Source organism: Myxococcus vastator, from assembly GCF_010894475.1.
In the GTDB taxonomy this organism is placed as follows: Bacteria; Myxococcota; Myxococcia; order Myxococcales; family Myxococcaceae; genus Myxococcus; species Myxococcus vastator.
Genome location: NZ_JAAIYB010000975.1, coordinates 1 through 437, shown reverse-complemented (window position 1 = coordinate 437; position 437 = coordinate 1). Strand labels below are relative to the sequence as shown.

General features: G+C 74.6%; 1 pseudogene. It reads right to left on the bottom strand.

The window, feature by feature from the left end:
• Positions 1-437 (bottom strand): annotated as a pseudogene (locus tag G4D87_RS38635) (golvesin C-terminal-like domain-containing protein); the annotation flags it as partial.

The window sequence follows — 437 nt, the reverse complement described above, 5'->3', positions numbered from 1 at the left end:
CACCCGCCCCGCAGCCACAGCCAGCATCACCCAGCGGATAGAACTGCGGCAGCACCCCCACGACATGGGGCTCCGGCTCGGGTTCAGGTTCTGGCTCCGGCGGCGGGTGCGGGTCCACGCCCCGCGCCGCCTCGCAGGCGGTGAGCAGGCTCGCGGCGCCGGACGCCTCGACCGGCGGCGGAGGCACCTGGGTGAGCAGGCCCGCCTGCACCAGGAACGACGACATGAGCCCGGCGCGCTGCACCGGACTGACAATGGCCTCGAAGGGCATCCCCAGCAGCAGCACCCGCCCGTTGGGCGCCGACGCCACACCCGCCGCCAGGTCCGTTCCCAGGTAGCGAAGCACGGACGTGCCCCCCGACGCGGGCGTCAGCACGTCCGTCACGCCCACCGCGTAGCCGCCCCGCGTGCCGTCATCCAGTCCCACCCCGGTGAGC